Genomic DNA, 24,942 nt, shown 5'->3' with positions numbered 1-24,942 from the left:
TCAGTCCGTCGCCGTGATCGAGCCGCTCGCGCCCAGTTCGGCATCGGCCATGTCGTGCGACAGGAACGGGTACGTCCCGGCCCGATCGAGCGTGAACTCGACGAACCCGCCGTCTCCGGGCGCGACCGTCAGCGTCTGCGCGGCGCCCCGGGCGGGTTCGCCGGGGCGTACCAGGTACGCCCCGCCGAGGTAGGCGGCGGTGAACGGCGCACCGACGACGTGAAAGGCCAGCCCGCGATCGGGCCCGGCCGCCACGACCCAGATCCGGATCCGCTCACCCACCGGAGCCGTCAACGGCTGGTGCTGGTAGGCGAACGGGTAGCCGTTGAACACCACCGCGTCGGGCCGGTCCGCGCGCATCTTCGCGTAGTCCCCGCTGGCACCGTCCGGCCCGAAGAAGAGTTCGGACCCGACGAGCACGTACTGGCCGGCCACCGCTGCCAGGTTCGGCGGGTCGACGATCAGTGCGCCGTACATCCCGTTGGCCATGTGCTGCAGCATCGGCATGGTGCCGCAGTGGTACAACCAGGCACCGGCGTAGCGCGCGCGGAACCGGTAGGTGTGCGTGCCTCCCGGCGCGACGGGTGTCATGACGTCCGCGGGCGGCCCGGACTCGACGTGCAGGTCGAGGTTGTGCGTCATCGCCGTGTCGTTGCGTACGGTGATCACGAACGTGTCGCCGACCCTGCCGTGCAGCACCGGGCCGGGCACGCCGCCGTCGAACGTCCAGACCTGCTGACGCACGCCGGGTGCCACCTCGCTCACCACGTCGCGCATGCGCCAGCTCAGCCGGTGCACGGTGCCCGGCGGCACAGGTTCCAGGGCGGCCTCGGGCGCATGCCAGCCGGCGCCGGGCGCGGCTGCCAGATCCGGCGACACGGCGTCCTTGCCCGCGGCGGCGCCGTCCCCCGTCCGGTGCTCGGCCTGCGGCCCCACCGTGATCGCCATGGTCATGCCGGCCATCCGGTGCCCGGCGACCGTGCACCAGCCGGACAGCGGCGCGGTGACCGTGCCCACGTCGAGCACTGCGCTGCTCCCGGGGGCCAGCAGCGCCGTCTGCTTGCCGTCGGACAGCCGCAGATCGTGGCGCATCGTGCCTTCGTTGACCACTCGCAGCACCACGTGCTGCCCCTTGGTCACCGTGATGCTGTTCGGCGTCACGCGCATCTCGGTGAGCCAGACCGTTACCGTACCCGCCGGGCCGGCCGCGACGCGCGCGTGCGGTTGCGTGCCGCTGTTCGCGTAGAGCACCGCGGCGACCAGGATCGCGACGCCGAGCAGCACACCGGCGGCGACCGGCACGCGTGACCCGGACCGAGTGGATCTCACGCGGCACAGTCAACGTGGCGGGCCGTGCCTGCCGTCAGTGACGAAGGTCCCGATCCGGGCGTGAGTCGCGTTACGCGCGGGCCTGTTCGATCGCCTCGACGATCTCGCCGAGCACGTCGGTGATTGCGAAGTCCTTGGGCGTGAACACGCGGGCCACGCCTGCGGCTCGTAGGGTTGCGGCGTCGGCCTCGGGAATGATGCCGCCCACGACCACCGGCACGTCGTCCAGCCCGGCCGAACGAAGCCCCTCGAGCACCTCGGGGACCACGGACAGGTGCGAGCCGGACAGCACGGACAGGCCGACGACGTCGACGTCCTCCTGCACCGCCGCGGCAACGATCTGCCCGGGCGTGAGCCGGATGCCGGAGTAGACGACCTCGAAGCCGGCATCGCGTGCGCGGACCGCGATCTGTTCCGCACCGTTGGAGTGGCCGTCCAGGCCGGGCTTGCCGACCAGGAACTTCAGCGGCCGACCGAGCGCCTCGCCCAGCGCCCGTACCCGGGCGCGCACGGCGGACAGCTCTGACTCGTTGCCGCCGCCGCTCGCTCCGGCGACCCCGGTCGGCGGCCGGTACTCGCCGAACACCTCGCGCAGCACGCCGGCCCACTCGCCGACCGTGACACCCACCCGGGCGCACTGCAGCGAGGGCTCCATCAGGTTCCGATCCGTCTTCGCGGCGTCCCGCAGGCCGGTCAAGGCGTCCTCGACGGCGGCGTTGTCGCGCCCCGCCCGCCACTCGCGGATCGCCGCCTTCGCGGCCTCCTCGACCGCCGGATCGACGGTGAGGATGCCGCCGTCGGCGCCGGCGACGAGCGGGTTCGGCTCGGTCTCGGTGAACTTGTTGACGCCCACGACGACGTCCTCGCCGGACTCGATGCGCCGGCGCCGACGCGCGAGGGACGAGACGAGCGCGGACTTCAGGTAACCGGACTCGACCGCGGCCACCGCGCCGCCGAGCTCGAGGATGTGTGCTATCTCGGCTCGAGCGCCCTGCTTGATCTGCTCGACCTTGGCCTCGACCACTGTGGATCCCGCGAACAGGTCGTCGTACTCGAGCAGGTCCGACTCGAACGCGAGCACCTGTTGCATCCGCAGCGACCACTGCTGGTCCCACGCTCGCGGCAGGCCGAGCGCCTCGTTCCAGGCCGGCAACTGGACGGCGCGGGCGCGCGCGTCACGCGAGGCCGTGACCGCCAGCATCTCCAGCAGGATGCGGTAGACGTTGTTCTCCGGCTGCGCCTCGGTCAGCCCGAGCGAGTTCACCTGCACTCCGTACCGGAAGCGCCGTTGCTTGGGGTCCTGCACGCCGTACCGCTCCAGCGTGATCTCGTCCCAGAGCTGGCCGAAGGCGCGCAGCTTGCACAGCTCCTCGACGAATCGCACGCCGGCGTTGACGAAGAACGAGATGCGGGCAACGACGTCGCCGAACTTGTCCTCGGGCACCTGTCCGGACTCGCGCACGGCGTCGAGCACGGCGATGGCGGTGCACATCGCGAACGCGACCTCCTGCACCGGGGTGGCCCCGGCCTCCTGCAGGTGGTAGCTGCACACGTTGATCGGGTTCCACTTGGGCACCTCGGCCACCGTGTACGCGATCATGTCGGTGATCAGCCGCAGCGACGGCGCGGGCGGGAACACGTAGGTCCCGCGCGAGAGGTACTCCTTGATGATGTCGTTCTGCGTCGTGCCGGCGAGTTCGGCCCGTAGCGCGGCCTTGTCCAGCCCGGCGGCCTCGGCATGCTCGTCGGCAACGCTCAGGTACAGCGCGAGCAGGTACATCGCCGGCGCGTTGATCGTCATCGAGGTGTTCATCTTCTCGAGCGGGATGCCGTCGAACAGGGCGCGCACGTCACCGATGTGCGCGACCGGGACGCCGACCTTGCCCACCTCGCCACGGGCCAGTTCGGCATCCGGGTCGTACCCGGTCTGCGTGGGCAGGTCGAACGCGACGGACAGTCCGGTCTGGCCCTTCGCCAGGTTCCGGCGGTACAGCGCATTGGATTCGGCGGGTGAGGAGTGCCCCGCGTAGGTCCGCATCAACCAGGGCCGGTCGCGCTTGTCGTCGCTCGGGTAGGGCATGTGCGTACCTCGCAAGCTTCCCGGGAATCTGTGCAGTCTATTTCCGCGCGCGGCGCGAACCTAGGCGTCGGGCAACCGATGTGGCGGACCTCGCAACGCGCCCGCTGGCAAATCGGGGCACCCGATTTCCCCGCCGTGCCGCGCGGACATAAAGTGCGCGTGTGAATACCAATCCGGCCTCGCGCGAGGCGGCCGAGTGCAGCCGCACGCAGGTACGCCAGGCGTGGGCCGTGCATGTGTTCACGACGCTGGGGATCGTCGCCTGCATGCTCGCGCTGCGCGACGTGCTCACCGGCCGCCCCGAGCGGGCCATCATCTGGCTGCTCGTCACGCTGCTGATCGACGGCGTCGACGGCCCGATCGCCCGCGCGCTGGAGGTCGAGCGGCGGGTGCCGCGCATCGACGGGTTCATGCTCGACCTGATCATCGACTACGTGGCCTGCGTGGTGGTGCCGGCCGCGTTCATGTGGGAGTTCAAGGTCGTCCCGCAGAACAACTTCGGCGTGGCCGTGCTCTGCGTGATGGTCTTCACCTCGGCGATCTGGTTCGCCCGCAAGGACATGATGACCGACGACTTCTGGTTCCGCGGCTTCCCCGCGGCCTGGAACATCGTCGCGCCGCTGCTGTTCCTGATGGACGCCCGCACCTCCGTCGGCGCCGTCCTCACCCTCGTGCTGTCGGTGCTCTCGCTGACGAACATGCCGTTCCCGCACATCGCCCGGGCGCGTTACCTGCGGCCGTTCACCGCGGTGGGCGCCACGGTCTGGATCGGTGGCATCGTCGCGGGCACCTTCGCCTACCCCGGGCACCCGCATTACGTGCGCATCCTGCTGCACCTCGGCAGCGCGTACTTCGTCGCGCTGTCGGGCATCCGCGCCCTGCACGACTACCGCGCCAAGCGGGCCGTGCCGGAAGCTGGCTGATCGTCGGCGCTAGCCGCCGAAGGTGTCGGATTCGACACGCTGCACGTCGGCACCGAGCGCGCGTAGCTGCTCCTCGAAGCGGACGTAGCCACGGTCGATGTGGTGCACCTCGGCCACCTCGGTGACGCCCTCGGCGACCAGGCCGGCGATGACCAGCCCTACGCCGGCGCGGATGTCGGTCGCCCGCACCGGCGCTCCGGAGAGCTGCTCGCGGCCGCGCACCACCGCGTGGTGCCCGTCCGTGCGCACGTCCGCCCCCATCCGGGCGATCTCGTCGCAGAACATGAACCGCGCCTCGAACAGGTTCTCGGTGATCATCGCGGTGCCGTCGGCAACCGACAACAGCGCGATGGCCTGCGGCTGCAGGTCGGTCGCCAGTCCTGGGTAGGGAAGCGTGACGACGTCGAAGCTGCGCGGACGTTCGGCGATCGCCACGCGGAACCCGACGCCGGGCAGCGCCTCGACCTCGGCGCCGGCCCGCGCCAGCTTGTCCAGCGCGATCTCAAGATGCTCAGGATGCGCGCCGCGCACCGTGATGTCACCGCGGGTCGCCACCGCAGCCATGGCCCACGTCCCCGCCACGATCCGGTCCGCGACCGCCCGGTGCGTCGTCGGCTTCAGGCCGTCGACCCCGGTGATCTCCAGCGTGGACGAGCCGATGCCGCCGATCTGCGCGCCCATCGACACCAGCATCTGGCACAGGTCGACGATCTCCGGCTCACGCGCGGCGTTGTCGATCACCGTGGTGCCCTTGGCGAGCACTGCCGCGGTGAGGATGTTCTCGGTGGCGCCCACGCTGGGGAAGTCGAGCCAGATGGACGCCCCGCGCAGGTCGGGCGCCTCGGCGACCACGTAGCCGTGCTCGACCCGCACTTCGGCGCCCATCCGCTCGATCCCGGCGAAGTGCATGTCCAGCGGACGTGATCCGATCGCGTCGCCGCCGGGAAGGGCCACCTTCGCCTTCCCGGTGCGCGCGAGCAGCGGGCCGAGCACGCAGATCGAGCCGCGGATCTTGCGGACCAGATCGTACGGCGCTTCCCACTGCGGGTGGTCCGGGACGGTGATGCACACCTCGTCCGTGGCTCCGGTGCCGCTCGTGTTCACCTCGCAGCCGAGCCGCCCGAGCAACTGGTGCATGATCGCGACGTCCGAGATCGCCGGCAGGTTGCCGAGCGTGGTACTTCCGGGAGCCAGCAGCGCGGCAGCCATCAGCTTGAGGACGCTGTTCTTGGCGCCCACGACCTCGACCGATCCCGCCAGGCGCGCACCCCCGGCCACTCTCAGTACCTGCACCGAACCAGGCTAGCCCGCGCACGGTGTTGCTCCGGATAGGGTGCGCAGCATGGCCGTGCACCTGACCCGCATCTACACCAAGACCGGCGACAACGGCACCACCGCGCTCGGCGACATGTCCCGCGTGCGCAAGACCGATCCGCGTGTCGGTGCGTATGCCGACTGCGACGAGACGAACGCCGCGATCGGGGTTGCGCTGGCGCTCGGCCAGCTGCCCGACGCGGTCGCGACGGTGCTGGGCACCATCCAGAACGACCTGTTCGACGTCGGCGCCGACCTGTGCACGCCGGTCGTGCCGGACCCGAAGTACCCGCCACTGCGCGTGGAACCGGCCTACGTCGCCCGGCTGGAGGGCTGGTGCGACGAGTTCAATGCCGACCTGGCCAAACTGAACAGCTTCATCCTGCCGGGCGGCACGCCGGGCGCGGCCCTGCTGCACCAGGCGCGCACCCTGGCCCGCCGTGCCGAACGCAGCGCCTGGGCGCTCTACGAGGCCGATCCGGAGCACACCAACCGCGAGGCGCTGCTCTACCTGAACCGGCTCTCGGACCTGCTGTTCATCCTGTCCCGCGTGGCGAACCCCGACGGTGACGTGAAGTGGATCCCGGGCGGGCAGAGGTGAGTGCACCGGCGGGCGTCGGTGCCTCCCCCGTCCTGCTGCTGATGGGCGTGTCCGGGTGCGGCAAGTCGACCGTCGCCGCGCTGCTGGCCGGCCGGCTCAACTGGCCGTTCGAGGAGGGCGACGACCTGCACCCGGCCGCGAACGTCGCCAAGATGCACGCCGGTCATCCGTTGACCGACGAGGACCGCTGGCCCTGGCTGGCCAAGATCGCCGAGTGGATCGACGGCAACATAGTGGCCGGCTCCCCCGCCCTGGTGACCTGCTCGGCGCTCAAGCGCAGCTACCGTGACGTGCTGCGCCGCGACGCGGTGGTGTTCGTCTACCTGCGCGGGACGCCCGAACTGATCGGCCGCAGGCTGGCTGCGCGGCAGGGCCACTTCATGCCGCCGACGCTGCTCGACACGCAGTTCGCGGACCTGCAGGTGCCCGAATCGGACGAGAAGTCCGTTACGGTCGATATCGGCGCACCGCCGGCGACGCTGGCCGACGGCATCATCTCGACCTTGGGGCTGCGCGCCAGGCCCCGTTAGGAGGCCTCATGCCGGTGGCCCTCGAGCTCGCGGCCAAGAGCGAACCGTGGGTGGCACACGACACCAGGCTGATGGGCGCGGCTGTGGCCGGAATCGCGCTGATCGTCATCCTGATCACCGCCGCGAAGATGCACCCGTTCCTCGCCCTGGTGCTGGGCTCGGCACTCGTCGGTATCGCGTCCGGCGTCGGGGTGGGCGACGTGATCACCAACTTCGAGAAGGGCGTAGGCGACACCCTCAAGGAGGTCGGCCTGCTCATCGCGCTCGGCGCGATGCTCGGCAAGCTGCTTGCCGAATCCGGCGGCGCCGATCGGATCGTCGACACCCTGGTGAGCCGTTCGGGTAAGCGGATGGTGCCGTGGGCGATGGCGCTCGTCGCGATGATCATCGGCCTGCCGATGTTCTTCGAGATCGGGCTGGTGCTGTTGCTGCCGGTCATCGTGCTGGTGGCCAAGAAGTCCGAGCTGCCGTTGATGCGTATCGCGATCCCGGCGTTGGCCGGCCTGTCGGTGCTGCACGGCCTGATCCCACCGCACCCGGGGCCGCTGATCGCGATCGACTTCCTGCACGCGCAGCTGGGCGTCACGCTCGCATTCGGCATCCTGGTCGCCATCCCGACGGTCGCGATCTGCGGGCCGCTGTTCTCGCTGTTCGCGGCGCGCTGGGTCCCCGTGGGGCCACCGGCCAGCGGTGGCGGGGTGGACACCACCAGCGAGCGGGCGGCCTCCGATGACGTCACGCGGCCGCCGTCGTTCGCGGTCACGCTCGCCACCATCTTGTTCCCCGTCGTACTTATGCTGCTCAAGGCCGCGGGCGACATCATCTGGCACGGCCAGGACCATCCGCCGCTGACCGCGCACGTGCTGGACTTCATCGGCGAACCGCTCGTCGCGATGTTCCTCGCCGTGCTGCTCGCGATGTTCACCTTCGGCTACGCGGTCGGCTTCGACAGCAAGGCGATCAATGCGCGCGTCGGCGACAGCCTCGGCCCGATCGCCGGGATCATCCTGATCGTCGGCGCCGGCGGCGGGTTCAAGCAGACCCTGATCGGCGCCGGGGTGGGCGACTCGGTGGCCAAGGCGGCGAACGGCTCCGGCCTGTCGGTGCTGCTGATCGCCTACCTGATCGCGGTGGCGATCCGGCTGGCAACCGGCTCCGCGACGGTGGCCACCACCACAGCGGCCGGCATCGTGGCGCCGCTCGTGGGCGGGCTGCCATCGAGCCACCTCGCCCTGGTGGCACTCGCCGTCGGCGCCGGTTCGCTGTTCCTGAGCCATGTCAACGACGCCGGGTTCTGGCTGGTCAACCAGATGTTCAAGCTGTCCGTCGGCCAGACGTTCAAGACCTGGTCGGCGATGGAGACGCTGATCTCGCTGATCGCGTTCGGGTTCACCTCGATCCTCTGGGCGCTCACCTGACCCGATCGTGCGACCGGGCGCCGCCCGGGCGCAGCGGGTTGCACGATCGGGTCAGGCCGCCGGGGAGGACGCCTCGATCCAGGAGATGAACCCGGTGAAGGCGCCCTCGCCCAGCGCGAGCAACGCCTGCGCACCCGCAACCTGGCAGTCGACGATCACCGCCGCCGCCGGCAGCGCGCTCAGCTCCGCGCCGGAGGGGCGGCGATGGCCGACGATGCGCAACTCGCCGCGCCGGAACACCCGGGACGGCCGGGTCGCCAGCCCCAGCGAGCGGTACCAGCGCAGCTCGCCGCCGACGTACCGGGCCACGCCGTACAGCCAGCGCTTGCCGTTGTGCACCGCGAGCGGGATCGCCCCGGCGACGCGCAACATGTAGCGCTGCCGCGCCAGGACCAGCAGACAGCCCACGATCAGGGCGGCGGCCACGCACAACGCGACGATGTCGACAGTGTGCATGGCCGCGTCCCTAGCTCGCCTGCGGCCGGCTCAGACCGCTTCGCCCGCGGCCCGCAGCCGGGCCAGGGCACGGTTTCGCGCCGTCACGCCCTCGGGCCCGGTGTCGGCTTCGGACCGCTGCAGTGCCTCGCGGGCCCTCGCCGTGTCGATGTCCGAGGCTTGCTCGGCCATCTCGGCGAGCACGGACACCCCGTCATTGCGTACCGACAGGAAGCCGCCGTGGACCGCGACCCGCAGCTCCGGCTCGTCCTGGCGATCGATGCGCACGACCCAACCGGGTTCGAGCGCGCCCAGCAACGGGGTGTGTCCGGGCAGCACGCCCAGCTCGCCCTCCGGGGTGCGCGCGTACACCGCGGTCGCCTCGCCGGACCAGATCCGGCGTTCGACCGAGACCAGCTCGACGTGCATGGTGGCTGCCATCGAACTAGGCGTTCCTGAGCTCGGCGGCCTTGCGCTCGAGATCCTCGAGGCCACCACACATGAAGAACGCCTGCTCCGGGTAGCTGTCGAACTCGCCCTCGGTGAGTCGCTTGAACGCGTCGACCGTCTCCTCGAGCGGGACGAACGAGCCCGGGATACCGGTGAACTGCTCGGCCACGAAGGTGTTCTGCGACAGGAACCGCTCGATCCGACGCGCACGGCCCACGATGACCTTGTCCTCCTCGGACAGCTCGTCGATGCCGAGGATCGCGATGATGTCCATCAGCTCCTTGTACCGTTGCAGGATCTGCTTGGTGCGCTGCGCGACGTCGTAGTGCTGCTGCCCGATGTACTGCGCGTCCAGGATCCGCGAGGTGGAGTCCAGCGGGTCGACCGCCGGGTAGATGCCCTTCTCCGAGATCGGCCGGGAGAGCACGGTGGTCGCGTCCAGGTGGGCGAACGTGGTGTGCGGGGCCGGGTCGGTGATGTCGTCGGCGGGCACGTAGATCGCCTGCATGGAGGTGATCGAGTGGCCGCGCGTCGAGGTGATCCGCTCCTGCAGCTGACCCATCTCGTCGGCCAGGGTCGGCTGGTAACCGACCGCCGAAGGCATCCGGCCGAGCAGCGTGGACACCTCCGAACCGGCCTGGGTGAACCGGAAGATGTTGTCGATGAACAGCAGCACGTCCTGCTTCTGCACGTCGCGGAAGTACTCGGCCATCGTCAGCGCCGACAGCGCGACGCGCAGCCGCGTGCCCGGCGGCTCGTCCATCTGGCCGAACACGAGCGCCGTCTTCTCCAGCACGCCGGACTCGGTCATCTCGGTGATGAGGTCGTTGCCCTCGCGGGTGCGCTCGCCGACACCGGCGAACACCGACACGCCACCGAAGTTCTCGGCCACGCGGTAGATCATCTCCTGGATCAGCACGGTCTTGCCGACCCCGGCCCCGCCGAACAGGCCGATCTTGCCGCCGGTCACGTACGGCGTCAGCAGGTCGATGACCTTGATACCGGTAGCGAACATCTCGGTCTTGGACTCCAGCGCGTCGAACGCCGGCGGGTCACGGTGGATCGGCCAGCGCTCGGTGACCTCCAGCGAGCTGATCGGCACGTCGAGGGACTCGCCGAGCACGTTGAAGACGTGCCCCTTGGTGACATCGCCGACCGGGACGCTGATCGGTGCACCGGTGTCGACGACCTCGGCGCCGCGCACCAGGCCGTCGGTGGGCTGCATGGCGATGGCACGGACCATGTCGTCGCCGATGTGCTGAGCCACCTCGAGGGTGAGCGTCTTGGACAGCTCGCCGAGGCTGATCTCGGTGGTGATCGCGTTGTACAGCTCCGGGATGCTGTTGCGCCCGAACTCGACGTCGACGACCGGGCCGATGACCCGGACGACCCGCCCGGTGGCGCTGCGGCCAGTACCCGTGCTGGTCTCGCTCTCGAACAGTGTGGTCATCGTCCGTCACTTCCTGCCGCGGCGAGCGCATCGGCGCCGCCGACGATCTCGCTGATTTCCTGGGTGATCTCCGCCTGGCGCGCCTGGTTGGCCAGCCGGGTGTAGGTGCTGATGAGCTCGGTCGCGTTGTCACTCGCCGACTTCATCGCACGCCGCCGGGCGGCGGACTCCGAGGTCGCCGATTCCAGCAGCGCCGAGTAGATGCGCGCGCTGATGTAGCGCGGCAGCAGCGCCGCGATCAGTTGTGCAGGTTCTGGCTCGAACTCGTACGAGGGCTGCGGGCCGTGCTCGACGTCGGCCTCGATGCTCTCGGTCTCCACCTCGTCGTCGCCCGCGCCCTTCACCGGCGAGACGAGCGCGATCACGGGCAGCTGGCTCACCGAGTTCTTGAACTGGGTGAACACCACGTACAGCTCGTCGATGCCGGCCTCGCCGTGCGACTCGCTGCTCGACGTCGCGGTCAGCGCCGCGACCACGGCCTCGGTGGCCGCGCGTGCGTCCGCGAAGTTCGGCTGCTCGGAGAAGCCGGTCCACGACCCGGAGACCGGGATGTTCCGGAAGCGGTAGTACGCCACGCCCTTGCGGCCGATCACGTACCGGACGACCTGCTTGCCCTCGCCTTCGAGCCGGTGCGCCAGTTCGTTCGCCCGCTTGATCGCGTTCGCGTTGTAGCCGCCGGCCAGCCCTCGATCGCTGGTGACCAGCAAGATGCCCGCCCGGCGCGGATTCTCCACGCCGGTCAGCATCGGGTGCTGCAGGGACGCGTTCTTGCCGAGCGCCGCGAGCGCACGGGTGAGCTCGGCGGCGTAGGGGCGAGCAGCGGTCATCCGCGCACGTGCCTTGGTCAGGCGCGAGGCGGCGATGAGTTCCATCGCCTTGGTGATCTTCTTGGTCGACTGGACCGAACGGATTCGGCTCCGGTAGACGCGAAGCTGGGCTCCCACGAGCGACTACCTACTCTGCCGACGCCGGGGCCGGCGCAGATGCCTCGAACTGGCCCTTGAACTCCTCGACCACCTGCTCGAGTGCGGACACCATGTCGTCCTCGAGCGCCTTGGCGTTGGCCAGGGTCTCGAACAGCTCCGGCTTGTGGTGCGCCACGAACTCGAGCAGTTCGGCCTCGAAGCGATGGATGTCGTCCACCTCGACGTCGTCCATCTTGCCGGTCGTGCCGGCCCAGATGGAGACGATCTCGTGCCCGACCGGGAACGGCGAGGACGCCGGCTGCTTGAGCAGTTCGACCATCCGGGCGCCGCGAGCCAACTGCTGCTGGCTGGCCTTGTCCAGGTCGGAGCCGAACGCGGCGAACGCCTCCAGCTCGCGGTACTGGGCCAGGTCGACGCGCAGCCGGCCGGACACGGCGCGCATTGCCTTGGGCTGCGCCGCGCCGCCGACACGCGAGACCGAGATGCCGACGTTGATCGCGGGACGCACACCCGCGTTGAACAGGTCGGTCTCCAGGAAGCACTGGCCGTCGGTGATCGAGATGACGTTGGTCGGGATGTACGCCGACACGTCGTTGCCCTTGGTCTCGATGACGGGCAGGCCGGTCATCGAGCCGCCGCCCAGCTCGTCGGAGAGCTTCGCGCAGCGCTCGAGCAGCCGGCTGTGCAGGTAGAAGACGTCGCCCGGGTAGGCCTCGCGGCCCGGTGGGCGGCGCAGCAGCAGCGATACGGCACGGTAGGCCTCGGCCTGCTTGGACAGGTCGTCGAACACGATCAGGACGTGCTTGCCGGCGTACATCCAGTGCTGCCCGATGGCCGAGCCGGTGTACGGGGCGAGGTACTTGAAGCCGGCCGAGTCGGACGCCGGCGCCGCGACGATGGTGGTGTACTCCATCGCGCCGGCCTCCTCCAAGGTGTCCCGCGCGGCCGCGATCGTCGAACCCTTCTGCCCGATCGCGACGTAGATGCAACGCACCTGCTTGACCGGGTCACCGGTCTTCCAGTTGTCGCGCTGGTTGATGATCGCGTCCAGGCACACTGTCGTCTTGCCGGTCTGCCGGTCGCCGATGATCAGCTGACGCTGCCCGCGACCGATCGCCGTCATCGCGTCGATGGCCTTGATGCCGGTCAGCAGCGGCTCGCGCACCTCCTTGCGCTGCACGACCGTCGGCGCCTGCAGTTCCAGGGCGCGGCGGCCCTCGGCTGCGATCTCGCCGTGGCCGTCGATCGGCTCGCCGAGCGGGTTCACGACGCGGCCGAGGTAGGCGTCGCCCACCGGCACGGAGAGGATCTCGCCGGTGCGCTTGACCTGCTGGCCCTCCTCGATCGCCGAGGCATCACCGAGGATGACGACACCGATGTCGCGGATGTCGAGGTTGAGTGCGATGCCGAGCGTCCCGCCCTCGAACTGCAGCAGCTCATTGGTCATCGCGCTCGGCAGACCCTCGACGCGGGCGATGCCGTCACCCGTCTCGGCGACCACGCCCACTTCTTCGCGCGACGCCTCGGGCGAGTACGACGAGACGTAGCCCTCGATCGCGCTACGGATCTCATCTGCGGAGATCGTCAGCTCTGCCATCAACCTGTCCTTGCTTCCGTCGGATGTTGTTGTGAAGTTCTCAGCCCGCGAGGGCGGTGCGCGCCTGTGCCAGCCGGGCGGCGACGCTGCCGTCGATGACCTCGTCGCCGACGCGGATCACCAGCCCACCGAGCACGCCCGGATCGATGGCGGTGCGCAGGTTGATCGCGCGGCCGTACAACTCGCTCAAGGCTGCGGTGAGCCGCTGCTGCTGCTCCTCGCTGAGCGCGACCGCGGATACGACGCGAGCCACCGACCGCGCCTGGCGCGCGGACGCCGCCTCGAGCAGGTCGTCGATCGCGAGCGCCACGCTGCGCTTGCGATCGCTGCGTACGGCGTGCTGCAGCAGCGCCAGCGTGATCGGGTGCACCTTGCCGCTGACGACGCGGTCCAGCAGCTCGACGCGATGTTCGCCGTCGGCCGCCTTCTCGTCCAGCAACGTGGACAGCTCACCCTCGGCGTCCAGAACCCGCTCGAACCGGAACAACTCGTCCTCGACCCGGTCCAGCATCCCGTCGTGCTCGGCCGCGGCGAACAGCGTGTCGTCGCCGGCGGCCTCGAGCGAATCGGTCAGGTCCCAGGGCGAGGACCAGCGCTCACTGACAGCCGCTTGGGTGATGGTCACCGCGGTCTTGCCGACCTTGCCCGCGAGCAGCCCACCGACGAACTCAGCTCGGGCCTCCGGCGCGGTGGCCGGGTCACCGAGGATGCGTCGCAGCCGGGGTTGCGCGACGAGCAGGGCGGCGACCGCGTAGAGCTCCTCGGCCAGGCCGGTCAGCGTCTTGACCGAGGCACGCGCACCGACGGCCTCGTCCCGGCGCCGGCGCAGGTGCGCCAGTGCCTCGCGGCTCGCGGACCGCATCATGCGTCCGGACCCCCGCTGGCGGACCCTGCCCCGTCGCGCTGCTCGAGGTCGGCCAGGAACGCGTCCACCGTCGCGCGTACCTGGGCGTCCTCGGACAGCCGCTGGTCGACGATCTTCTCCGACAGCTCGAGGGCGAGTGAGCCGATCTCACCGCGCAGCTCGCGCACGATCGCGCCGCGCTGGGCGGCCAGTTGCTCCTCGCCCCTGGCCACGATGCGTGCGGACTCCTCCTGCGCCTGGGCGCGCAGGTCCTCGACGATCCGCTGCGCCTCGGCGCGCGCGTTCTCGCGGATCTGCGCCGCCTCGCCACGTGCCTCGGCCAGCTGCTGCTGGTACTGCGCCAGGGCGGCCTGCGCTTCGGCCTGAGCGGCCTCCGCGCGGGCGATGCCGCCCTCGATCGAGTCGCGGCGCGCCGCGAACGTCTGCTCGAAGCGTGGCGCGACGAACTTGGCGATCAGGTACCACAGCGCCAGGAAGATCACCGCGATGAGGATGATCTCCGCGACGGCGGGAACCAGCGGGTTCGGCTCCTTGACGCAGTTGTCGCCCGTGCACGACTCGGCAACAAGCCCAGCCAGGTGGATCGGTGTCATCTTTCGACCTCGGTCTCGGTCAGTCGGGTACTACGGGCGTCGACTACTTGAGCACGAAAGCCAGGGCGATACCGATGATGGCGAGCGCCTCGGCGAGGGCGAAGCCGAGGATCGCGATCGGCTGCAGGCGGCTCTGCATCTCCGGCTGGCGGGCCGTGCCGTTGATGAAGGCCGCGAAGATCAGGCCGATGCCGATACCGGGGCCTACAGCCGCCAGGCCGTAACCGATCATGTTGAGCGAGCCAGCCATGTGAGGCTTCCTTTCGGTGGTGTGTACGTCCGGGCGAGGTTCGCCGGGCGCTTGTGACGTGACGGATCAGTGTTCTTCGGCGAGCGAGCTTGCGATGTAGGTGGCGGTCAGCAACGCGAAGACGTACGCCTGCAGAATGCCGATGATGAACTCGAGGAACCCGACGGCGATGCCCATCAGGAACGAGACGACGCCGGCCGGCTTGACGAGCAGGCCGGTCGCGTGGAGCAGTAGGTAATCGGCGCCGCTGGAGAACAGCAGCAGCAACAGGTGGCCGGCGAACATGTTCGCGAACAGACGCAGCGACAGCGTCACCGGACGGACCAGGATGTTGGAGAAGAACTCCAGCGGGATGAGCAGCGGAAGGACCGCTTTGGGCACCCCGCTGGGGACTGTCTGGTTCTTCAGGTAGCGCAGCGGGCCGTGGCGCACCATGCCGACGCCGTTGTAGAGGATCCAGACGATGGCCGTCAGTCCGTAGGCGAAAGAGGCCCGCGAGAAGGACGGAAACTGCAGGAACGGGGTGAGCTCGTAGAGGTTGTTGACCAGGACGAAGAAGAAGATGCTCACCAGCAGCGGGACGTACCGGATGAAGTCCTTCTCACCGATGATGTCGCGCCCGATGCTGTCGCGCACCCACGAGTAGGCGGACTCGCCCGCGTACTGCAGCTTGCCCGGCACGACCGCTGCCTTGCGCGAGGTGGCGAAGAATACGCCGAAGACGATCACGGCGGCGAGCACGAGAAGCAGCGAGGACTTCGTCAGCAGGATCTGGTCGCCGCCGAGGATGTCGGGCAGCTTGAAGTCGACCGGACCCGGCGCATGGAACCCCGGGTTGGCGGCAAGCACGCTGGCGTGCGTCACTCGGTCTCTCCTCGATGCTCCGTCGGCTGGCCGGGTGGCGGCTCTTCCGGTGTCGAACTGCCTTCGTGGGTGGTGCTGGTATCACGGTCGGGGTCTGGCATACGGCCGAACTGGTAGTACACCAGGATCAGCCCCAGTCCAGCGCCGACCAGGATGCCGATGGGTGTCAGGTAACTGGCGTGCAGCCACGTTCCCAATCCCCAGCCGAGCAGGCCGTAAACCCCTACTCCGGCTACAAGATAACCGAAGGCGGACCACGGATCCCCGCCGCCCTTGGCTCGCTTCGCAGGTGGCGGTTTCTCGCTCATCGCGCTGTGAACTTTATCAGTAAGACGGTCAGGTCATTGACCCGGGCGGGCCCGGCCGAGTTGCCATGCGACGTAGGGAGCGACCGCCGCCGCGAGGCCGGTCGCGAACGCCGGGACGTCCGCCACGGCAGGGCTGATGACCGTCAGCAGCAGCAGGAAAGCCAGGGTCGTGAGCACGTAGTTGGAGACGGCCGCGATCATCGCCATCGACGGCGCGATGCGGCCGGCGACATCGACCATCAGCACGCCGGTGGACACCACGGCGAGCGCGATGAGGAACCCGGCGAGGAAGCTCCAGCCGGCCTTGGCGTCGCGGCCCACGGCGAAGCCGGCGCCACCGAGCACCGCGATCGGCAGCCCGAGCAGCACGAGCCAGCGCGCCGGGTGCCCGGCCCACCGGGTCACGGCGCCTGCCGCACGACGGGTGGATGCCCGCGTCCCAGGTGCAGCCGGGGCACCATCGACACGAACAGGGCGAGCAGCACCCCAGCGCACAACATCGACAGCAGCACCCAGGGTCCGCGGAACACCGCGAAGCCGACGCCGCCGAAGGCCAGCAGCGCCGCCCAGAAGTAGAGCAGCAGTACCGCGCGCCGATGGCTGTGCCCCAGTTCGAGCAGCCGGTGGTGCAGGTGGCGCTTGTCCGGCGCGAACGGTGACTGGCCGTGCCGGACGCGGCGGATCACCGCCAGCAGCAGGTCGACGAACGGGATGACGAGCACGGCCAGCGGGATCAGCAGTGGCAGGGCGAGCGGGATCGACCCGGCCGCTCCGGCGAACGTCTGCGGGTCGGCGCTGGTCGTCGCGGTGGCCGCGGCCGCGGAGAGCATGAGCCCGATGAGCATCGAACCGGAGTCGCCCATGAAGATCCGGGCCGGGAAGAAGTTGTGCGGCAAGAACCCCACGCAGGTGCCGACCAGGGCGGCCGTGAGCAGCAGTGGAGCGGCCGCGACGTCGAGGATGTTCCCCTGCGCGAGGTGGTAGGAGTACACGAAGAATGCGCCGGCCCCGATCGCCGTGACGCCCGCGGCAAGCCCGTCCAGGCCGTCGATGAAGTTGATCGCGTTGATGGTGAGCACGGTGAGCGCGACGGTGAGCGGGACGGCCAGGTCCTGGCCGAGGCTGACCGTGCTGCCCGGAATGTAGAACTCGGCGAGCTGGACGCCGCCACGGGTGACCATGATCGCGGCCGCGAGCACCTGTCCGGCGAGCTTGGTGAGCGAGTCGAGTTCGTACCGGTCGTCCAGGATCCCGATTCCACAGATGATCGCGCCCGCGATGACGACCCAGGGCATCTCCGGCCCGTTCTCGAACGAGCCGCGCAGTGTCGGCAGCCGGGCGGCCACGAACAGCGCGAGCGCGAACCCGCAGAACAGCGCGACGCCACCCAGCCGCGGGATCGCGACCGCGTGCACGTCCCGGTCACGCGGCCGCGCCACCGCACCCCAGCTGATCGCGACCCAGCGTGCCAGTGGAGTCAGCAGGAAGCTCCCGGCCGCGGCGATCGCCCCGACCAGGATGTACTCCAGCGACGGATGCATCAGCCCACGAGGTCCGGGACGACCTTGCGTAGGCTCTCGATGCTGACCGCGCCGGCGCGCAGGACCCGTGGTACCTCGGCAGTCACGTCCACGATGGTGGAGGCGATGCCGGCCTCCGCCGGGCCGCCGTCCAGGTACAGGGCGACGTCGTCGCCGAGTTGCGCGCGCGCCTCCTCGGCCGTCGTCGCCGCCGGCTGACCGGACCGGTTCGCGCTCGAGACCGCCATCGGCCCGGTCGCCTCCAGCAACTCGATCGCGACCGGGTGCAGCGGCATCCGCACCGCGACCGTCCCGCGCGCGTCACCCAGATCCCAGTCCAGGCTGGGCGCGTGGGTCACGACCAGGGTGAGCCCGCCCGGCCAGAACGCCTCGATGAGCGCGCGAGCCTGGTCGGTGACGACGTTCACCAGGCCGTCGATCGTCGACCAGGAACCGACCAGCACCGGTACCGGCATATCCCTGCCGCGCCCCTTGGCGGCGAGCAGGTCCGCGACTGCGACCGGATCGAATGCGTTGGCGCCGATGCCGTACACGGTGTCGGTCGGCAGCACGACGAGCTGGCCGGACGAGACGCAGTGCGCGGCCGAGGACAGCGCGCCGGCGCGGACGGTGAGGTCGCTGCAGTCGTAGAACAGGCTCATCGGCGCGTCCGGGTATCCACGCCGTCATCCTGCCGCACACGGCAGGATGTGTGGCCACGCAGGTGCGCTCAGACGCGGCGGGCGGTGACGAACCGTGCCCGGCCGGACAGATCGGCGTGTTCGCACACCTGGTCCCAACCTGTGCCGGCGCACAGCAGCGCGGGCACCGCCTGGGCGTGCGTGTCGTCGTGCTCGAGCGCGAGCACTCCCCCGGGACGCAGCAGTTCGGCCGCCCGGTCCAGCACGGCGGGAATCACGCTGAGCCCGTCGGCGCCGGCGAAGACCGCCTCGTCCGGGTCGGCCCGCACCTCCGGGTCGACCGGGGTGGCTGCGGGCACGTACGGCGGGTTGCTCAGTACCGCGTCGACACACCCGCGCTCGGCCGGCAACAGGCCGGATGACGTGACGTCCGCGGCCACCACCTCGACACGCGAGCCGGCCGCGTTCTGCCGCAACCACCCCAGCGCGGTGCCGGAGCGCTCGACGGCGATGACGCGGCCGGCTGACACCTCGTCAGCGACCGCGAGGGCGAGCGCGCCGGACCCGCTGCAGAGATCGACGACGAGCGGCGCGGGCACGCCGGCGAGCAGCGGCAGCACCGCGTCCACGAGCAGTTCGGTCTCCGGCCGCGGCACGAACACCCCGGGGCCGACCGCCAGTTCCAGGTTGCGGAAGGGCGCCGTGCCGGTCAGGTGCTGCAGCGGTTCGCGGCGCGCGCGCCGCTCGAGCAGCGCCGCGAACCTGCTGACGGCCTCGGCCGGCACGTCGTCCAGCGTGATCAGGCGCGAGCGCCGCACGCCCGCACAGTGCGCCAGGAGCAGTTCGGCGTCGACGCGGGGGCTGGCGACCCCGGCGGCGCCAAGCCGGGCGACGGCGTCCGCGAGCAGCGCCCGGACGCTCACCCCTCGGTGCCGGCCAGCAGGGCGTCGGTGTCGGCCTTGGCCAGCGCGTCGATCACGTCGTCGAGCGCGCCGTCGAGCACCTGGTCCAGGTTGTACGCCTTGAACCCGACGCGATGGTCGCTGATCCGGTTCTCCGGGAAGTTGTACGTGCGCACCCGCTCGGAGCGGTCGACGGTGCGCACCTGCGAGCGGCGGGCGTCCGAGGCCGCGGCCGCCGCCTCTTCCTGGGCAGCGGCGAGCAACCGCGCACGCAGCACGCGCATGCCCGCCTCGCGGTTCTGCAACTGGCTCTTCTCGTTCTGCATCGACACGACCGTCCCGGTGGGCACGTGCGTGATCCGCACCGCCGAGTCGGTGGTGTTCACGCTCTGGCCACCGGGTCCGGACGAGCGGTAGACATCGATACGCAGGTCGTTCGGGTCGATCTCGACCTCGACGTCCTCGGCCTCGGGCAGCACGAGCACCCCGGCGGCCGAGGTGTGGATGCGGCCCTGCGACTCGGTGGCCGGGACGCGTTGGACGCGGTGCACGCCACCTTCGTACTTCAGCCGGGCCCAGACGGCGTCGTCGGCCTTACGGGCGCGCACCGCCACCGTCGCCGACTTGGTGCCGCCCAGGTCGGTGGACTCCTGGTCGAGCACCTCGGTCGCCCAGCCCTGGCGCTCGGCGTAGCGCAGGTACATGCGCAGCAGATCACCGGCGAACAGCGCGGACTCGTCGCCCCCCTCGCCGGCCTTGATCTCCAGGATCACGTCCTTGTCGTCGTTCGGGTCCTTGGGCAGCAGCAGCTCGCGCAGCCGGCCCTCCAGCTCGGCGATCCGCGCGGTGAGCGTCTCGGCCTCAGCGGCGAAAGACGCGTCCTCCGCGGCCAGCTCGCGGGCGGCCGCAAGGTCGTCGCGGGTGGTGTCCAGGTCGTGCGCGGCGGCAACGACGGGCGCGAGCTGTGCGAACCGCCGGCCCAGCGTGCGTGCCCGGGCCTGGTCCCCGTGCACCGCCGGGTCGGACAGTTCGCGCTCGACCTCGGAGTACTCGGCCATCAGTTCAGGTAGTTGCTTCATCTGCCCACATCGTGAAACGACGACGGATCGTGAAATGACGACGGCGCCCGGGTGCACCCCGTGCGGGGGCACCCGAGCGCCGTCGGGGTTGCTAGGAGTTCCGGACGCGCTTGCCGAAGCGCTTCTCGAACTTGTCGACGCGGCCGCCGACGTCCATGATCTTCTGCTTGCCGGTGTAGAAGGGGTGGCAGGCCGAGCAGACGTCAGCGTGCAGTGACCCGCCCTTGGCGGTGCTGCGCGTGGTGAACGTGTTGCCGCAGGAACAGGTGACCTGGGTGAGCACGTACTCGGGGTGGATGTCGTTCTTCATCTGGATCCCTTTCAGGTGGCCGCCGGGTCGCCTGGGACGTGCGGGCGTGAACCGGAGCCGGGTGGTTGTCCGCCCCAGTGTGCCAGGACGGGTCGACAGTGACCAAACAGGTGCTCAACGCCGGCCCGGAACCGTTTGTTCCGAACAGAAGGTCATTGCGGCTTTCGCCCGGCATGCGTAGCGTCCGAATTGCACTCGCACACGGGGCGACGACGCCTTTTGCAGAGAAGCGAATGGCCGCGCCTTCGTCCGGCGAAGGGAGTTCGGCCCATGCGTTCGAGTATCCCCGCACCGCTCGCCCGGCGACCCCGACCTCGTGTGAGCCGGCTGGCCGGTTACCTCGGGGCGGGCCTGCTTGCTGCGGCCGGGCTGTCCGCGTGCGGCGGGGGCAACGGTGGCCCCCCGACACTGCACTTCTACAACTTCCCGGACAACTCCGGCGCCATCGCCCAGGCGGTCGAGCGATGCACGGCGCAGAGCGGCGGCAAGTACACGATCGAGTACAACAAACTGCCCACCGCCGCCGACGGGCAGCGGCAGCAACTGGTCCGCCGCCTCGCCGCCCGGGACAGCAGCATGGACATTCTCGGTCTGGACGTCACCTGGGCGCCCGAGTTCGCCGAGGCCGGCTGGATCCTGCCGTGGACCGGCGCGAACCGCGCCAAGGCCACCGAGGGGACGCTGAAAGCGCCGCTGGAGACGGCGACCTGGAAGGGCCGCCTCTACGCGGTGCCGTACAACAGCAACACCCAGTTGCTCTGGTACCGCTCCGACCTGGTCGACAAGCCGCCCGCCACCTGGGACGAGATGATCGACGACGCCATCCGACTCGCCAAGGAGGGCAAGCCACACCGCATCGAGATCCAGGGCGCGCAGTACGAGGGCGTCGTCGTCTGGTTCAACACGCTGGTGGCCAGTGCGGGCGGCAGCATCCTCAACGAGCAGGCCACCGCGCCGGCGCTCGGCAAGCCGGCGCGCAAGGCGCTGCAGATCATGAAGCGGCTGGCGTCCTCGCCGGCGGCCGACCCCTCGCTGTCGGTGCAGATGGAGGATCAGAACCGGCTCGCGATGGAAGCCGGCACCGCGGCGTTCGAGCTCAACTATCCGTTCGTCTATCCCTCGATGAAGACCAACAAGCCGGCCCTGTTCAAGAACTTCAAGTGGGCCCAGTACCCGGCCGTCTCGGCGGGCGAGCCGAGCCACGTGACGATCGGCGGCATCGACATGGCGATCAGCAAGTACTCCAAGCACCCCGACCTCGCGTTCGAGGCCGCGCTGTGCCTGCGGGACGCGGACAACCAGAAGGTGGCCGCCGTCAAGGGCGGGCTGCCGCCCACCCTCGAATCGCTGTACAGCGATCCCGACCTCGCCCAGAGCTACCCGTTCCACGAGGACATCCTGCAGGCGCTGCAGAACGCCAGCGTGCGTCCCAAGACGCCGGCCTACCAGAACATCTCGATCGTGATCTCGCACTCGATCTCGCCGCCGAGCAAGATCAATCCCGACAAGACCGAGAGCACGATCGCGAGCCAGATCAAGGACGCCCTCGCCTCCAAGGGCCTGATCCCGTGAGCGTCCACGCCGAGACGTCGGCGCCCGCAGTGCCCGCACGCGGCGCGGAGCCCAAGCGGCGACGCAGGCAACTGTCCGAGGGGGCTCGCGCCGAGCGCCGGCTGGGCTGGCTGTTGTGCGCGCCCGCGGTGCTCGTGATGATCGCCGTCACCGCGTATCCCATCGCCTACGCGGTCTACCTGTCGCTGGAGCGCTATGACCTGCGCTTCCCGCAGAAGGCGAAGTTCATCGGAATCGACAACTACACGGCGGTGCTGACCTCGCCCTACTGGTGGCACGCGCTGTGGGTCACCCTGATCATCACGGTGATCTCGGTGGTGGTCGAACTGGTGCTCGGGATGCTGCTCGCGGTGCTGATGCACCGGACGCTGTTCGGGCGCGGGACGGTGCGCACGGCGGTCCTCATCCCGTACGGCATCGTCACCGTCGTCGCCGCATTCAGCTGGCAGTACGCGTGGACGCCGAGCACCGGCTACCTGTCGGCGATGTTCGGCAACAGCGCGCCGCTGACCCACAACGTCCAGGCGATCGGGATCATCATCCTCGCCGAGGTGTGGAAGACGACCCCGTTCATGGCGCTGCTGCTGATGGCCGGTCTCGCGCTCGTCCCGGAGGACCTGCAGAAGGCGGCGAAGATGGACGGCGCCAGTACCTGGCAGCGCTTCGTGCGCGTGACGCTGCCGCTGATGAAGCCGGCGATCCTCGTCGCGCTGCTGTTCCGCACACTCGACGCGTTCCGGATCTTCGACAACATCTTCATCCTCACCGCCGGCGCCAACGGCACCTATTCGGTGTCGATGCTCGGCTACGACAACCTGTTCACCGCGCTGAACCTGGGCATCGGGTCGGCGATCTCGATCCTGATCTTCATCTGCGTCGCGATCATCGCCTTCCTGTTCATCAAGGGCTTCGGCGCCGCCGCTCCCGGATCGGACAAGTGAGGGCAGATGGCAACCGCGAAACAGAAGATCGGCTGGGGCACCGCGAACACCGTCGCCGTCGTGCTGGCGATCGTGCCGGTGCTCTGGATCGTGTCGCTGTCGTTCAAGGACCCGGCCACCATCACCGACGCGTCGTTCTGGCCGAAGCGGTGGACGCTCGAGAACTACCGCGGGATCTTCAAGACCTCGGAGTTCACCCACGCGCTGATCAACTCGATCGGGATCGCGCTGATCGCCACGTTCATCGCGGTCGTCCTCGCCTCGATGGCGGCCTACGCCGTCGCCCGGCTGTCCTTCCCGGGCAAGGGCGTGCTGATCGGGATGTCGCTGCTCATCGCGATGTTCCCGGCGATCTCACTGGTGACACCACTGTTCAACATCGAGCGCAGCCTGCACCTGTTCGACACCTGGCCCGGTCTGATCATCCCGTACATCGCGTTCGGGCTGCCGCTGGGCATCTACACGCTCTCGGCATTCTTCCGCGAGATCCCGTGGGAGCTGGAGAAGGCGGCGAAGATGGATGGCGCCACGCCGTGGCAGGCGTTCACGAAGGTCATCGCCCCGCTCGCCGCACCGGGCATGTTCACCACCGCGATCTTGGTGTTCATCTTCTGCTGGAACGACTTCCTGTTCGCGATCTCGCTGACGTCGACGACGCGGGCGCGCACGGTGCCCGCCGCGATCGGATTCTTCACCGGCAGCTCGCAGTTCACCGCACCGACCGGGTCGATCTCGGCCGCCGCCGTGATCATCACGATCCCGATCATCGTGTTCGTGTTGTTCTTCCAACGCCGCATCGTTGCCGGGCTGACCTCCGGCGCCGTCAAGGGATAGGGGTTCGACGTGGCCGACATCAAGCTGGACGAGGTGACCAAGCGGTACCCGGACGGGGCGCTCGCGGTCGACCGCATCAGCCTGGAAATTGCCGACGGTGAGTTCGTGATCCTGGTCGGGCCGTCCGGGTGCGGCAAGTCCACGACGCTGAACATGATCGCCGGGCTGGAGGACATCAGCGACGGCGAGCTGCGCATCGGTGGCAAGCTCGTGAACAACGTGGCGCCGAAGGACCGGGACATCGCGATGGTGTTCCAGAGCTACGCGCTCTACCCGCACATGACCGTGCGCGAGAACATGGCGTTCGCCCTCAAGCTCGCCAAGCGTCCGCAGCAGGAAATCAACCAGAAGGTGGAGGAGGCCGCGCGGGTCCTGGAGCTCACCCAGCACCTGGATCGCAAGCCGGCGAACCTGTCCGGCGGCCAGCGGCAGCGGGTGGCGATGGGCCGGGCGATCGTGCGCGACCCGGCGGCGTTCCTGATGGACGAGCCGTTGAGCAATCTGGACGCGAAGTTGCGCGTGCAGATGCGCACGCAGGTGTCCCGGCTGCAGAAGCGGCTGGGCACCACCACCGTCTACGTGACGCACGACCAGACCGAGGCCATGACTCTCGGTGACCGCGTCGCGGTGATGCGCGGCGGCCGCCTGCAGCAGGTGGGGCCGCCCCAGGTTCTCTACGAGCAGCCGGCCAACCTGTTCGTCGCCGGGTTCATCGGCTCTCCCGCGATGAACTTCATGGCCGGCAGGCTGGAAGACGGCAAGCTGCGCACGTTGATGGGCGACGTCCCCCTCAACGACGGGCTGCGCCGGACGCTGGAGACGCGCGCCGACACCCGCGAGGTGCTGCTCGGTATCCGGCCGGAGGCGTTCGAGGACGCTGCGCTCGTCCCGCCGGAGAACCGTGAACACGGCGTCACCTTCCGGGCAACCATCGACGTCGTGGAGTCGATGGGCTCGGAGGTGTACGCGTACTTCGCCTTCGACGGCCAGGAGAAGGTCACCAGCGCCGAACTCGCCGAACTGGCACGCGACTCCGGTCAGGCCGACACCGGGGGCGATGCCGGCCAGGTCGTCGCCCGGCTGGACGCGGCCACCACCGTGCGCGAGGGCGCGGAGGCCGAACTGTGGGCAGACGTGCGGGCGGTACACGTCTTCGACCCGGGCACCGGCGAGAACCTCACCGCGGACCGCGAGCCGGCCCCCGCCTGAC

General features: G+C 69.6%; 27 protein-coding genes. 8 read left to right on the top strand and 19 right to left on the bottom strand.

What is annotated here, in order from left to right:
• Both M6B22_RS19710 and M6B22_RS19705 read right to left on the bottom strand, forming a co-directional pair.
• On the bottom strand, positions 1–1,329 hold the full coding sequence (locus M6B22_RS19710) for a multicopper oxidase domain-containing protein (protein ID WP_269443274.1): 1,329 nt from the start codon (positions 1,327–1,329) through the stop codon (positions 1–3).
• Between the two features lie 70 nt (positions 1,330–1,399).
• On the bottom strand, positions 1,400–3,409 hold the full coding sequence (locus M6B22_RS19705) for a protein meaA (protein ID WP_331459753.1): 2,010 nt from the start codon (positions 3,407–3,409) through the stop codon (positions 1,400–1,402).
• A gap of 161 nt (positions 3,410–3,570) precedes the next feature.
• Here M6B22_RS19705 and M6B22_RS19700 point away from each other — a divergent pair, with 161 nt between their 5' ends.
• Positions 3,571–4,332, top strand: coding sequence for a CDP-alcohol phosphatidyltransferase family protein (locus tag M6B22_RS19700; protein ID WP_269443273.1), 762 nt, complete (start codon positions 3,571–3,573; stop codon positions 4,330–4,332).
• Positions 4,333–4,341: 9 nt separating this feature from the next.
• Here M6B22_RS19700 and murA read toward each other — a convergent pair whose 3' ends face one another.
• Positions 4,342–5,625 (bottom strand): UDP-N-acetylglucosamine 1-carboxyvinyltransferase, encoded by a 1,284-nt coding sequence (murA, locus tag M6B22_RS19695; RefSeq protein ID WP_269443272.1) that lies wholly within the window; start codon positions 5,623–5,625, stop codon positions 4,342–4,344.
• A gap of 49 nt (positions 5,626–5,674) precedes the next feature.
• Between murA and M6B22_RS19690 the strand changes: the two genes are divergently transcribed.
• From M6B22_RS19690 to M6B22_RS19680, 3 genes are read left to right on the top strand one after another with little or no spacing between them, the layout of a single operon-like run.
• The gene (locus M6B22_RS19690) at positions 5,675–6,247 is read left to right on the top strand and encodes a cob(I)yrinic acid a,c-diamide adenosyltransferase (RefSeq protein ID WP_269443271.1); all 573 of its coding nucleotides are present in this window, start codon (positions 5,675–5,677) and stop codon (positions 6,245–6,247) included.
• A 41-nt stretch (positions 6,248–6,288) separates the two neighbouring features.
• Positions 6,289–6,777 carry a gluconokinase gene (locus M6B22_RS19685; RefSeq protein ID WP_407935744.1) on the top strand — a complete coding sequence of 163 codons (489 nt, stop codon included), beginning with the start codon at positions 6,289–6,291 and terminating at the stop codon, positions 6,775–6,777.
• Between the two features lie 8 nt (positions 6,778–6,785).
• On the top strand, positions 6,786–8,195 hold the full coding sequence (locus M6B22_RS19680) for a GntT/GntP/DsdX family permease (protein ID WP_269443269.1): 1,410 nt from the start codon (positions 6,786–6,788) through the stop codon (positions 8,193–8,195).
• Positions 8,196–8,246: 51 nt separating this feature from the next.
• On the opposite strand, the gene M6B22_RS19675 is transcribed toward M6B22_RS19680, so the two are convergent.
• The 16 genes from M6B22_RS19675 to rpmE form a co-directional block, all read right to left on the bottom strand.
• Positions 8,247–8,651 (bottom strand): DUF2550 domain-containing protein, encoded by a 405-nt coding sequence (locus tag M6B22_RS19675; protein ID WP_269443268.1) that lies wholly within the window; start codon positions 8,649–8,651, stop codon positions 8,247–8,249.
• 30 nt (positions 8,652–8,681) lie between these two features.
• Positions 8,682–9,071 carry a F0F1 ATP synthase subunit epsilon gene (locus tag M6B22_RS19670; RefSeq protein WP_269443267.1) on the bottom strand — a complete coding sequence of 130 codons (390 nt, stop codon included), beginning with the start codon at positions 9,069–9,071 and terminating at the stop codon, positions 8,682–8,684.
• A 4-nt stretch (positions 9,072–9,075) separates the two neighbouring features.
• On the bottom strand, positions 9,076–10,530 hold the full coding sequence (gene atpD / locus M6B22_RS19665; RefSeq protein WP_269443266.1) for a F0F1 ATP synthase subunit beta: 1,455 nt from the start codon (positions 10,528–10,530) through the stop codon (positions 9,076–9,078).
• Positions 10,527–11,474: a F0F1 ATP synthase subunit gamma gene (locus tag M6B22_RS19660; protein WP_269443265.1), complete on the bottom strand. Its 948-nt coding sequence runs from the start codon at positions 11,472–11,474 to the stop codon at positions 10,527–10,529. Before M6B22_RS19660 ends, atpD begins: the two co-directional genes overlap by 4 nt.
• Positions 11,475–11,484: 10 nt before the next feature.
• Positions 11,485–13,053, bottom strand: coding sequence for a F0F1 ATP synthase subunit alpha (gene atpA / locus M6B22_RS19655; protein ID WP_269443264.1), 1,569 nt, complete (start codon positions 13,051–13,053; stop codon positions 11,485–11,487).
• A gap of 40 nt (positions 13,054–13,093) precedes the next feature.
• Entirely contained in the window at positions 13,094–13,918 is an 825-nt protein-coding gene (locus M6B22_RS19650) for a F0F1 ATP synthase subunit delta (RefSeq protein WP_269443263.1), read from the bottom strand.
• The gene (locus tag M6B22_RS19645; RefSeq protein ID WP_269443262.1) at positions 13,915–14,511 is read right to left on the bottom strand and encodes a F0F1 ATP synthase subunit B; all 597 of its coding nucleotides are present in this window, start codon (positions 14,509–14,511) and stop codon (positions 13,915–13,917) included. The genes M6B22_RS19650 and M6B22_RS19645 overlap by 4 nt, the downstream gene beginning before the upstream one ends.
• Before the next feature lie 43 nt (positions 14,512–14,554).
• Positions 14,555–14,761: an ATP synthase F0 subunit C gene (gene atpE, locus M6B22_RS19640; protein WP_269443261.1), complete on the bottom strand. Its 207-nt coding sequence runs from the start codon at positions 14,759–14,761 to the stop codon at positions 14,555–14,557.
• Positions 14,762–14,827: 66 nt separating this feature from the next.
• The gene (gene atpB, locus M6B22_RS19635) at positions 14,828–15,625 is read right to left on the bottom strand and encodes a F0F1 ATP synthase subunit A (protein ID WP_269443260.1); all 798 of its coding nucleotides are present in this window, start codon (positions 15,623–15,625) and stop codon (positions 14,828–14,830) included.
• On the bottom strand, positions 15,622–15,933 hold the full coding sequence (locus tag M6B22_RS19630) for an AtpZ/AtpI family protein (RefSeq protein WP_269443259.1): 312 nt from the start codon (positions 15,931–15,933) through the stop codon (positions 15,622–15,624). The genes atpB and M6B22_RS19630 overlap by 4 nt, the downstream gene beginning before the upstream one ends.
• A 33-nt stretch (positions 15,934–15,966) precedes the next feature.
• Positions 15,967–16,338, bottom strand: coding sequence for a hypothetical protein (locus M6B22_RS19625; protein ID WP_269443258.1), 372 nt, complete (start codon positions 16,336–16,338; stop codon positions 15,967–15,969).
• On the bottom strand, positions 16,335–17,474 hold the full coding sequence (locus M6B22_RS19620) for a glycosyltransferase family 4 protein (RefSeq protein WP_269443257.1): 1,140 nt from the start codon (positions 17,472–17,474) through the stop codon (positions 16,335–16,337). Before M6B22_RS19620 ends, M6B22_RS19625 begins: the two co-directional genes overlap by 4 nt.
• Positions 17,474–18,115, bottom strand: a complete 642-nt coding sequence (locus M6B22_RS19615) for an L-threonylcarbamoyladenylate synthase (protein ID WP_269443256.1) — start codon at positions 18,113–18,115, stop codon at positions 17,474–17,476. The genes M6B22_RS19620 and M6B22_RS19615 overlap by 1 nt, the downstream gene beginning before the upstream one ends.
• Before the next feature lie 68 nt (positions 18,116–18,183).
• Positions 18,184–19,017: a peptide chain release factor N(5)-glutamine methyltransferase gene (prmC, locus tag M6B22_RS19610; protein WP_269443255.1), complete on the bottom strand. Its 834-nt coding sequence runs from the start codon at positions 19,015–19,017 to the stop codon at positions 18,184–18,186.
• Entirely contained in the window at positions 19,014–20,075 is a 1,062-nt protein-coding gene (gene prfA / locus M6B22_RS19605; protein ID WP_269443254.1) for a peptide chain release factor 1, read from the bottom strand. Before prfA ends, prmC begins: the two co-directional genes overlap by 4 nt.
• A 91-nt stretch (positions 20,076–20,166) precedes the next feature.
• Positions 20,167–20,385, bottom strand: a complete 219-nt coding sequence (rpmE, locus tag M6B22_RS19600; RefSeq protein ID WP_269443253.1) for a 50S ribosomal protein L31 — start codon at positions 20,383–20,385, stop codon at positions 20,167–20,169.
• A 270-nt stretch (positions 20,386–20,655) separates the two neighbouring features.
• On the opposite strand from rpmE, the gene M6B22_RS19595 reads away from it, so the two are divergent.
• The 4 genes from M6B22_RS19595 to M6B22_RS19580 are packed head-to-tail and all read left to right on the top strand — an operon-like array spanning position 20,656 to position 24,941.
• A complete protein-coding gene (locus tag M6B22_RS19595; protein WP_269443252.1) occupies positions 20,656–21,957 on the top strand; it encodes an ABC transporter substrate-binding protein in 1,302 nt (433 codons plus the stop codon).
• Positions 21,954–22,898, top strand: a complete 945-nt coding sequence (locus M6B22_RS19590) for a carbohydrate ABC transporter permease (RefSeq protein ID WP_269443251.1) — start codon at positions 21,954–21,956, stop codon at positions 22,896–22,898. Before M6B22_RS19595 ends, M6B22_RS19590 begins: the two co-directional genes overlap by 4 nt.
• A 6-nt stretch (positions 22,899–22,904) precedes the next feature.
• Positions 22,905–23,732 (top strand): carbohydrate ABC transporter permease, encoded by an 828-nt coding sequence (locus tag M6B22_RS19585; protein ID WP_269443250.1) that lies wholly within the window; start codon positions 22,905–22,907, stop codon positions 23,730–23,732.
• A 9-nt stretch (positions 23,733–23,741) separates the two neighbouring features.
• Positions 23,742–24,941 (top strand): ABC transporter ATP-binding protein, encoded by a 1,200-nt coding sequence (locus M6B22_RS19580; protein WP_269443249.1) that lies wholly within the window; start codon positions 23,742–23,744, stop codon positions 24,939–24,941.
• Position 24,942 lies beyond the last annotated feature (1 nt).

Source organism: Jatrophihabitans cynanchi, assembly GCF_027247405.1.
Classification (GTDB): domain Bacteria; phylum Actinomycetota; class Actinomycetes; order Mycobacteriales; family Jatrophihabitantaceae; genus Jatrophihabitans_B; species Jatrophihabitans_B cynanchi.
This window is presented reverse-complemented; position numbering and strand designations above follow the sequence as displayed.

What these genes read in the sequence shown, in the direction of transcription:
- atpD (WP_269443266.1), bottom strand. Translation starts at nt 10,530, where the DNA reads ATGACCACACTGTTCGAGAGCGAGACCAGCACGGGTACTGGCCGCAGC.
- rpmE (WP_269443253.1), bottom strand. Translation starts at nt 20,385, where the DNA reads ATGAAGAACGACATCCACCCCGAGTACGTGCTCACCCAGGTCACCTGT.
- atpE (WP_269443261.1), bottom strand. Translation starts at nt 14,761, where the DNA reads ATGGCTGGCTCGCTCAACATGATCGGTTACGGCCTGGCGGCTGTAGGC.
- M6B22_RS19620 (WP_269443257.1), bottom strand. Translation starts at nt 17,474, where the DNA reads ATGCATCCGTCGCTGGAGTACATCCTGGTCGGGGCGATCGCCGCGGCC.
- atpA (WP_269443264.1), bottom strand. Translation starts at nt 13,053, where the DNA reads ATGGCAGAGCTGACGATCTCCGCAGATGAGATCCGTAGCGCGATCGAG.
- M6B22_RS19585 (WP_269443250.1), top strand. Translation starts at nt 22,905, where the DNA reads ATGGCAACCGCGAAACAGAAGATCGGCTGGGGCACCGCGAACACCGTC.
- M6B22_RS19705 (WP_331459753.1), bottom strand. Translation starts at nt 3,409, where the DNA reads ATGCCCTACCCGAGCGACGACAAGCGCGACCGGCCCTGGTTGATGCGG.
- prfA (WP_269443254.1), bottom strand. Translation starts at nt 20,075, where the DNA reads ATGAAGCAACTACCTGAACTGATGGCCGAGTACTCCGAGGTCGAGCGC.
- M6B22_RS19650 (WP_269443263.1), bottom strand. Translation starts at nt 13,918, where the DNA reads ATGATGCGGTCCGCGAGCCGCGAGGCACTGGCGCACCTGCGCCGGCGC.
- M6B22_RS19595 (WP_269443252.1), top strand. Translation starts at nt 20,656, where the DNA reads ATGCGTTCGAGTATCCCCGCACCGCTCGCCCGGCGACCCCGACCTCGT.
- M6B22_RS19685 (WP_407935744.1), top strand. Translation starts at nt 6,289, where the DNA reads ATGGGCGTGTCCGGGTGCGGCAAGTCGACCGTCGCCGCGCTGCTGGCC.
- M6B22_RS19680 (WP_269443269.1), top strand. Translation starts at nt 6,786, where the DNA reads ATGCCGGTGGCCCTCGAGCTCGCGGCCAAGAGCGAACCGTGGGTGGCA.
- M6B22_RS19675 (WP_269443268.1), bottom strand. Translation starts at nt 8,651, where the DNA reads ATGCACACTGTCGACATCGTCGCGTTGTGCGTGGCCGCCGCCCTGATC.
- M6B22_RS19645 (WP_269443262.1), bottom strand. Translation starts at nt 14,511, where the DNA reads ATGACACCGATCCACCTGGCTGGGCTTGTTGCCGAGTCGTGCACGGGC.
- M6B22_RS19630 (WP_269443259.1), bottom strand. Translation starts at nt 15,933, where the DNA reads ATGAGCGAGAAACCGCCACCTGCGAAGCGAGCCAAGGGCGGCGGGGAT.
- M6B22_RS19670 (WP_269443267.1), bottom strand. Translation starts at nt 9,071, where the DNA reads ATGGCAGCCACCATGCACGTCGAGCTGGTCTCGGTCGAACGCCGGATC.
- M6B22_RS19690 (WP_269443271.1), top strand. Translation starts at nt 5,675, where the DNA reads ATGGCCGTGCACCTGACCCGCATCTACACCAAGACCGGCGACAACGGC.
- M6B22_RS19615 (WP_269443256.1), bottom strand. Translation starts at nt 18,115, where the DNA reads ATGAGCCTGTTCTACGACTGCAGCGACCTCACCGTCCGCGCCGGCGCG.